The organism is Devosia sp. (assembly GCF_036406155.1).
Taxonomy (GTDB): Bacteria; Pseudomonadota; Alphaproteobacteria; order Rhizobiales; family Devosiaceae; genus Devosia_A.
Map to the genome: position 1 here is coordinate 1 of NZ_DASWVV010000061.1, position 6,506 is coordinate 6,506.

The window sequence follows — 6,506 nt, forward strand, 5'->3', positions numbered from 1 at the left end:
AGGCCTTGACCGGCATGCGGGCGGCGATCGCCGCGGCCATGGCGCGCTCGAAGCGCGAGATTCCGCACTATTACCTGGCGCACACCATCGACCTCACGGCGGCAGAGGCCTTCGTGGCCAGGTATAACGAGCGGCGCGAACCGGCAGGTCGGCTGCTGCTCGGGGCGCTGTTCCTCAAGGCGGTTTCGCTCGCGGCGAAGAAATACCCCGAGTTCAGCGGCCATTTCGAGGCCGGGGCCTTCACCCCCAGTGCGGCAGTGCACGCCGGCGTGGCCATCAACATCCGCGGCACCGGGCTCGTCGCCCCCGCCATCCACGACAGCGACCAGTTGTCGCTCGACGCGTTGATGGCGGCGATGCGCGACCTCGTGGCGCGCGTGCGGGCGGGGCGGTTCAGGGCCTCGAAACTGTCCGATCCGACCATCACCGTCTCGAGCCTGGGCGAGCGCGGCGTCGAGACGCTCTATGGCGTCATCTATCCGCCGCAGGTGGCGATCGTCGGCGTCGGCATGCCGGTCCTGCGCCCGTGGGCGGTCGACGGCATGCTCGGGGTCCGCCGCGTCGTCTCGATGACGCTGGCCGGCGACCACCGCGTCAGCGACGGCCACCGCGGGGCGCTGTTCCTCGCCGCCATCGACACGCTGCTGCAATCCGCGGAGGCACTATGAACGCGACCGAGGCCGAAGCCGCCCTGACCCAGGAACTCCGCCGCATCGCGCCCGATGTCGACGTCGCCGGCATCGACCGCGAGGCCGACCTGCGCGAGCAGTTCGACATCGATTCCATGGATTTCCTCAACCTGGTCACGGCGCTCAACAAGCGCTTCGGCATCCCCATCCCGGATGCCGACTATCCGCGCCTCGGCAGTTTCGCCGCGGCGGTGGCCTACCTCGGCGAACAGGTTCCCTGAAGCGCCGCTAGAGATGGGCGGCTTCGAAGTCCTCGCAGGAATGGCCGAGGATCGACAGCCCCTCGGCCAGGTAGTCGGCGAGCAGCGGCATGCCGCGCAGATAGGCGGCGGTACGGGCGTTGTGAGCCGCGGCGGCCTCGGCGCGAATCTCGGCCCAGTCCTCGGGCCCGTGCTCCTCGCGGCCGAGCCAGGCGAGCGCGACGAGGTCGATCTGCTCGTCGAGGTCGAGCCCGGCGATGGCGCCGGTCAGTTCCTCCTCGACCGTGTCGTCCGCATGCGCCTCGAGCACCGCCATGGCGCGGTCGTCGGTGGGATTGGAGCCGGGGTCGGCCTCGCTGGGCTCGTCCTTCACGTCGAATTCCCGCGCCAGCATGATGATGTTGCACACGGTTTCGGGGGAGATGGTGAGGTCCGGCAGGTCCGGGCCGCCTTCGGGCTCTGGCATGGTGCGAACTCCCGGTTGACGCCTGCGATCGTCGGGCGCGCCCGCTGCGGCGTCCTTGACCCAGGTCAAGCACCCGCCGTGGCGTCTACTCGGCGGCCGGGCGCAGCGGGATGAGGCGCTCCTCGACCTGCTGCAGGTGCGCCCGCATCGCCGCGGCGGCGCCGGCAAGGTCGCGCTCGGCGATGGAATCGACGATGCGCTCGTGGTCGGCGAAGCTGTGGTGGCCCGCAGGCGGGCGGCTCCCGTCGGCGCGCAGCCGGCCCCAGACGACGGCCCGGCGCACGGCGTTGAGCACGTCGAACAGGCCCAAGAGCAGGGTATTGCGGCTGGCCTGGGCGATCTGGCGGTGCAGCAGGTTGTCGAAGTTCTCGTATTGGCGCCAGGTGGCGGCGGCGCGCGTCTGGGCGATGGAAAGCCGCATCGCCGCGATGTCGTCGAGGGTGGCGTGCAAGGCCGCCTCGCGCGCGATCTCGGGCTCGAGGATGAGCCGGGCGCGCATCACGTCCGCCGGATTGGAGCGCCCGGCGATCCCGGAAATGTCGATGGTCTCCTCGGCCGGGCGCTGACCAATGAACGTACCTTTGCCGACATGGCGCCAGATGCGGCCGTCCTTCTCGAGCACCGCCAGCGCCTTGCGCAGGTCGCCGCGGGTGACGCCGAGCGTCTCGCACAATTCGCGTTCGGCCGGCAGGCGGCTGCCGGCGGCCGGGTCCGTCTGCGCCAGATAGGCCTGCAGCTGCACGAGAGCCGCATGCCCGCCGTCCCCGATCCTGTCAGCCTGTCCGGACAGTTTCCTCACCCCTTCGAGCCGGCCGCTGATAGTCGCAAACGCCATGACGGTCAACCGGCGGCGGCCGCCATTTCGCCTTGACCAATCCAGGATCAAGCTTTAACCAATAAAGCCATTGGTTACAAGAACCATGGGAGGAGGGACCAATGCTGGGTATGTCCAGACGTACGATTCTGGGTGCCGCCATCGTCACGCTGCTGAGCGGGGTCGTGGGCGCGACGGCAGCGCAGGCCGGGAACATGCGGATCGCCTTCGGCGACCTGCCGGGGATCGAATCCATCCAGACGCTCGCCGCCATCGAGCGCGCCAAGGAGCGTGGCGTGAACGTGGACCTCATCATCCTCAACGACGAGGACCTGGCCGCCCAGGCCATCGTCGGCGGCCAGGCCGACGTCGGCATCGGTGCTCCCTACACCCTGATCCAGAAGGCGGGCGTCCCCATCCGGATCTTCGCGCAGATCTCGACGCTGCGCTTCTTCCCGGTGGTCAACAGCGAGGTCTACAAGACCTGGGAAGACCTCAACGGGCAGGACATTGCCGTGCAGGCGCGCGGTTCGGGCACGGAAGCGGTGATGCTGCTGATGGCCAAGAACCACGGCATCAGCTACGGCACCGTCAGCTACGTGCCGGGCTCGGAAGTGCGGCGCAACGCGCTCATCCAGGGCACGATCAAGGCGTCGATCGTCGACGCGGCCAACCGCCGGGCGCTGGAAGCGGAGGCGCCGGGCAAGTTCATCGTGCTGCCGGTCGAGAACCTGAGCGCCAGCGACGAAGCGCTGTTCGCCACCGAGGCGTACCTGCAGAGCGGCGCCGCCGACGTCGACATCCTGGTGGAGGAACTGCTGGCCACGGCGCGCGAGATCACCGACAACCCGGCCGTCGCCGTCGAGCTGCGCAAGAAGTACAATTTGCTGCCTGAGCTTGGCGCCGAAGCCGATGCCGAGATCACCGCGTACTATACCGAGACGGCCGAGGCCGGGGCGCTCGCGCTCAACGGCGGCGGGGCCGACGCGGCGGCCGACGACTTCGCCTTCTTCTCGCTCGCCGGGCAGATCGAGGGCGACGTCGCCAGCCTCAAGGTCGAGGATTTCTGGGACCTCGCGCCGCTCGACCGGGCCGTCGCCAAGCTCGGCGCCAGGTAGGCCGGGCAGGGCGCATGACCTCGATCCAGCCTGACATCGAGGAGGTCCTGCCGGCAGGCGGGGCCTCCGCCCGGCGCGTGGCGCGCCATGGCCACGGGGTGGTCGTGCGCCTCGTGTCCATCGCGCTGTTCGCGGCGATCTGGGAGATCGCCGGGCGCATCCCGGTGAGTTTCGCCTTTCCGACCTTCTCGAGCACGGTGGCGGCGTTGTTCGGGCTGATGGCCGACGGCAGCCTGTTCAAGGCGTATCTGTCGACGCTGCAGCCGCTGGTGCTGGGCGTCGTGCTGTCGACCTTCATCGGCGTCGGCGTCGGCACGCTGTGCGGGCTGTGGCGGCCGGGGGAGTGGCTGCTGATCCCGGTCTTCATCGTCCTGCAGGCGGCACCGGTGGCGGCCTTCATCCCGCTGGTCACCTTCGTCTACGGCATCGGCATCACCGCCAAGACGCTGGCGGTCATGATCCTCGCGCTGCCGGTCATCGTGCTCAACACCTACAAGGCCGTGCGCAACGTCAACGCCTCGCTGCTGACCATGTGCCGCTCGTTCCTGGGCAACAAGCGACAGGAGATCTTCAAGATCGTGCTGCCCGACGCCAGCCCGGTGATCTTCGCCGGGCTGCGCCTCGGGGTCGCGGCCGGGTTCGTCGGCGTGGTGCTGGCCGAGCTGCTCATCACCCCGACGGGCATCGGCGACCTCATCACCTACCACCGCTCGCGCGCCGGCTATGCCGAGATGTACGCCACCATCGCCTCGATCATCGCGCTGTCGACGCTCACCCTCGTCGCGCTGCAGTGGCTCGAGACGCAAATCTTCAGACCGGAAAAGAGAGGCAGATGATGAACATCGCCACGGCGCCGATCGGCCTGCAGGCCGCCGCCGATGCCACCGACGCCATCGTCGCCGTGCGCGGCGTCAGCAAGTTCTACGGGGCGGTCGAGGCCCTGCGCGGCATCGACCTCGACTTCCCGCGCGGCCAGCTGACCAGCCTGCTGGGCCCGAGCGGCTGCGGCAAGACCACGCTGCTCAAGATCATCGCCGGGCTGATCCGCCCCGATGCCGGCAGCATCACCGTCGATGGCCGGCCGGTGCGGGCGCCGGGGCCGGAGCGGGCCTTCGTGTTCCAGGACTTCGCGCTGCTGCCCTGGGCCACGGTCGAGCGCAACGTCGCCTTCGGGCTCGAATTGCGCGGCATGCAGCGGGCCGAGCGCGACCGCATTGCGCGCCACTATATCGGCGAAGTCGGCCTCGCCGGCTTCGAGCAGAAATATCCGCACGAGCTCTCCGGCGGCATGCGCCAGCGCGTGGGGCTGGCGCGGGCGCTGTGCGTCGACGCCGACGTGCTGCTGCTCGACGAGCCGTTCTCGGCGGTGGACGAGCAGAACCGGCGCAAGTTCCAGGAGGACCTGATCCGCTTGCGCGCCACCGAGAACAAGACCTTCATCTTCGTCACCCATTCGATCGAGGAGGCGGTCTACATCTCCGACCGCATCGTGCTGCTGTCGCCGCGCCCGGGGCGCGTGTCGCGCATCATCGAGCCGGCCATCGACCGCACAGGCGACCCGGACGCCATCCGCCGCGACCAGGGCTATCTCGATACGGTCGAGGAGATCTGGCAGGGCCTCAAGCAATATGTGGATTGAGCGGCCATGAAGATTTTCGGCTATCGGGTCCCCATGATGGCATCGCTGCTGCTGTGGGGGGTACTGTGGGAGATCCTGGGGCGGCTGGGCGTGGTCTTCATCCTGCCCCCGCTCAGCGACGTGCTGGTCGCCGCGGTGGACCTGGTGCAGCAGCCCGGTTGGCAGAGCGCCACGGTCACAACGCTGCGCGCCTTCGTCATCGGCCTCGCCCTCGCCATCGGCGCCGGCATCCCGCTCGGCATCCTCATGGGGCGGGTCAGGGCCGCCGACGCCCTGCTGGGCATGTGGGTCAACATCTTCTCGAGCGCGCCGCTGTCGGCGCTGGTGCCGGTGCTGATGATCCTGTTCGGCTTCGGCGAGGCGACGATCATCGCCGCCGTGTTCCTGTTCTCGGTGTGGATCGTCGTGCTCGACACGCGCGCCGGCGTCCGCCACATCACCCCCTCGCTGATCGAGATGGCGCGCTCCTATGGCGCCTCGCCGCCGGCCCTGTTCGGCAAGGTGATCTTCTTCGCCGCGCTGCCCGAGATCCTCGCCGGCATCCGCCTCGGCGTGATCCGCGGGGTCAAGGGGGTGGTCATCGGCCAGCTGCTCGTCGCCATCGTCGGCTACGGGGCGCTGTTCGAGGCCTTTTCGCGCAATTTCCGGATGACACAGTTCTGGGCCCTGACGCTGATGCTGTTCGCCTTTGCGATCGTCGTCGGCGCCCTGATCGAGCGGCTCGAGACAAGAGTGGAATTCTACGCAGGAGAACGAGGATGAACTTGCAGACCACCGGGGCACAATATGTCGTTGCGCCCCCAGCCATTGCCACCCTGCCCGTCGCGGGTACGACCGGGTTGTTCCCGGTGCGCCGGGTCTATTGCGTCGGCCGCAACTACGCGGCCCATGCGGTGGAGATGGGGCACGACCCGGACAAGGAGCCGCCGTTCTTCTTCCAGAAGAACCCCGACAACATCGTGACCTCCGGCGAGTTCCCCTATCCCCCGGCCTCATCCGACGTGCATCACGAGATCGAGATGGTCGTGGCGCTGAAGAGCGGCGGCAAGGACATCCCGCTCGAGCGGGCGCTGGACTGCGTCTACGGCTACGGCGTCGGGCTCGACATGACGCGGCGCGACCTGCAGGGCAAGGCCAAGGACATGGGGCGCCCGTGGGAAGTGGGCAAGGCCTTCGAGGCCTCGGCTCCGTGCTCGCCGCTGGTGCCGGCGAGCACGATCGGGCATCCGACCGAGGGCGAGGTGTGGCTCGACGTCAACGGCCAGCGCCGGCAATCGGGCAATCTCAACCAGCTCATCTGGAAGGTGCCCGAGATGATCAGCTATCTGTCGGGCCTGTTCACGCTCAGCCCCGGCGACATCATCATGTCGGGGACGCCGGCCGGCGTCGGCCCGGTGCAGCGCGGCGACCGCCTGCACGGCCATGTCGACGGCGTCGGCGACCTGGAGGTCCGCGTTGTCTGAGGCGGCCGACCTCGTCGCGCGCCCGGTGGCGGGGGCGGACGACGCGCCCGCCATCGCCGCCCCCGACCGCGAGGCGATGCGCCATGGCGAACTGCGCCGGCTGATGCGCGACACCGT

Annotated in this window: 9 protein-coding genes; 7 read left to right on the plus strand and 2 right to left on the minus strand. The window is 69.0% G+C overall.

Annotation, left to right across the window (positions count from 1 at the left end; translation table 11 throughout):
* Both VGD93_RS03860 and VGD93_RS03865 read left to right on the plus strand, forming a co-directional pair.
* Positions 1-668: 2-oxo acid dehydrogenase subunit E2 (locus tag VGD93_RS03860; RefSeq protein WP_395009366.1), on the plus strand; the 668-nt coding region annotated here is incomplete at its 5' end.
* Positions 665-910 (plus strand): acyl carrier protein, encoded by a 246-nt coding sequence (locus tag VGD93_RS03865; RefSeq protein ID WP_395009368.1) that lies wholly within the window; start codon positions 665-667, stop codon positions 908-910. The genes VGD93_RS03860 and VGD93_RS03865, both read left to right, overlap by 4 nt.
* Before the next feature lie 7 nt (positions 911-917).
* On the opposite strand, the gene VGD93_RS03870 is transcribed toward VGD93_RS03865, so the two are convergent.
* Both VGD93_RS03870 and VGD93_RS03875 read right to left on the minus strand, forming a co-directional pair.
* Positions 918-1,355, minus strand: coding sequence for a DUF3775 domain-containing protein (locus VGD93_RS03870; protein WP_395009370.1), 438 nt, complete (start codon positions 1,353-1,355; stop codon positions 918-920).
* Between the two features lie 85 nt (positions 1,356-1,440).
* A complete protein-coding gene (locus VGD93_RS03875) occupies positions 1,441-2,190 on the minus strand; it encodes a FadR/GntR family transcriptional regulator (RefSeq protein ID WP_395009372.1) in 750 nt (249 codons plus the stop codon).
* Between the two features lie 101 nt (positions 2,191-2,291).
* On the opposite strand from VGD93_RS03875, the gene VGD93_RS03880 reads away from it, so the two are divergent.
* The 5 genes from VGD93_RS03880 to VGD93_RS03900 are packed head-to-tail and all read left to right on the plus strand — an operon-like array spanning position 2,292 to position 6,389.
* Positions 2,292-3,287, plus strand: coding sequence for an ABC transporter substrate-binding protein (locus VGD93_RS03880; protein ID WP_395009374.1), 996 nt, complete (start codon positions 2,292-2,294; stop codon positions 3,285-3,287).
* A gap of 14 nt (positions 3,288-3,301) precedes the next feature.
* Positions 3,302-4,123, plus strand: coding sequence for an ABC transporter permease (locus VGD93_RS03885; protein ID WP_395009376.1), 822 nt, complete (start codon positions 3,302-3,304; stop codon positions 4,121-4,123).
* Entirely contained in the window at positions 4,123-4,926 is an 804-nt protein-coding gene (locus VGD93_RS03890; protein ID WP_395009382.1) for an ABC transporter ATP-binding protein, read from the plus strand. The genes VGD93_RS03885 and VGD93_RS03890 overlap by 1 nt, the downstream gene beginning before the upstream one ends.
* Before the next feature lie 6 nt (positions 4,927-4,932).
* Positions 4,933-5,688, plus strand: a complete 756-nt coding sequence (locus VGD93_RS03895; RefSeq protein ID WP_395009378.1) for an ABC transporter permease — start codon at positions 4,933-4,935, stop codon at positions 5,686-5,688.
* Positions 5,685-6,389 (plus strand): fumarylacetoacetate hydrolase family protein, encoded by a 705-nt coding sequence (locus tag VGD93_RS03900; RefSeq protein WP_395009380.1) that lies wholly within the window; start codon positions 5,685-5,687, stop codon positions 6,387-6,389. The genes VGD93_RS03895 and VGD93_RS03900 overlap by 4 nt, the downstream gene beginning before the upstream one ends.
* The last annotated feature ends 117 nt before the right edge of the window (positions 6,390-6,506 follow it).

What these genes read in the sequence shown, in the direction of transcription:
- VGD93_RS03865 (WP_395009368.1), top strand. Translation starts at nt 665, where the DNA reads ATGAACGCGACCGAGGCCGAAGCCGCCCTGACCCAGGAACTCCGCCGC.
- VGD93_RS03870 (WP_395009370.1), bottom strand. Translation starts at nt 1,355, where the DNA reads ATGCCAGAGCCCGAAGGCGGCCCGGACCTGCCGGACCTCACCATCTCC.
- VGD93_RS03875 (WP_395009372.1), bottom strand. Translation starts at nt 2,190, where the DNA reads ATGGCGTTTGCGACTATCAGCGGCCGGCTCGAAGGGGTGAGGAAACTG.
- VGD93_RS03880 (WP_395009374.1), top strand. Translation starts at nt 2,292, where the DNA reads ATGCTGGGTATGTCCAGACGTACGATTCTGGGTGCCGCCATCGTCACG.
- VGD93_RS03885 (WP_395009376.1), top strand. Translation starts at nt 3,302, where the DNA reads ATGACCTCGATCCAGCCTGACATCGAGGAGGTCCTGCCGGCAGGCGGG.
- VGD93_RS03890 (WP_395009382.1), top strand. Translation starts at nt 4,123, where the DNA reads ATGAACATCGCCACGGCGCCGATCGGCCTGCAGGCCGCCGCCGATGCC.
- VGD93_RS03895 (WP_395009378.1), top strand. Translation starts at nt 4,933, where the DNA reads ATGAAGATTTTCGGCTATCGGGTCCCCATGATGGCATCGCTGCTGCTG.
- VGD93_RS03900 (WP_395009380.1), top strand. Translation starts at nt 5,685, where the DNA reads ATGAACTTGCAGACCACCGGGGCACAATATGTCGTTGCGCCCCCAGCC.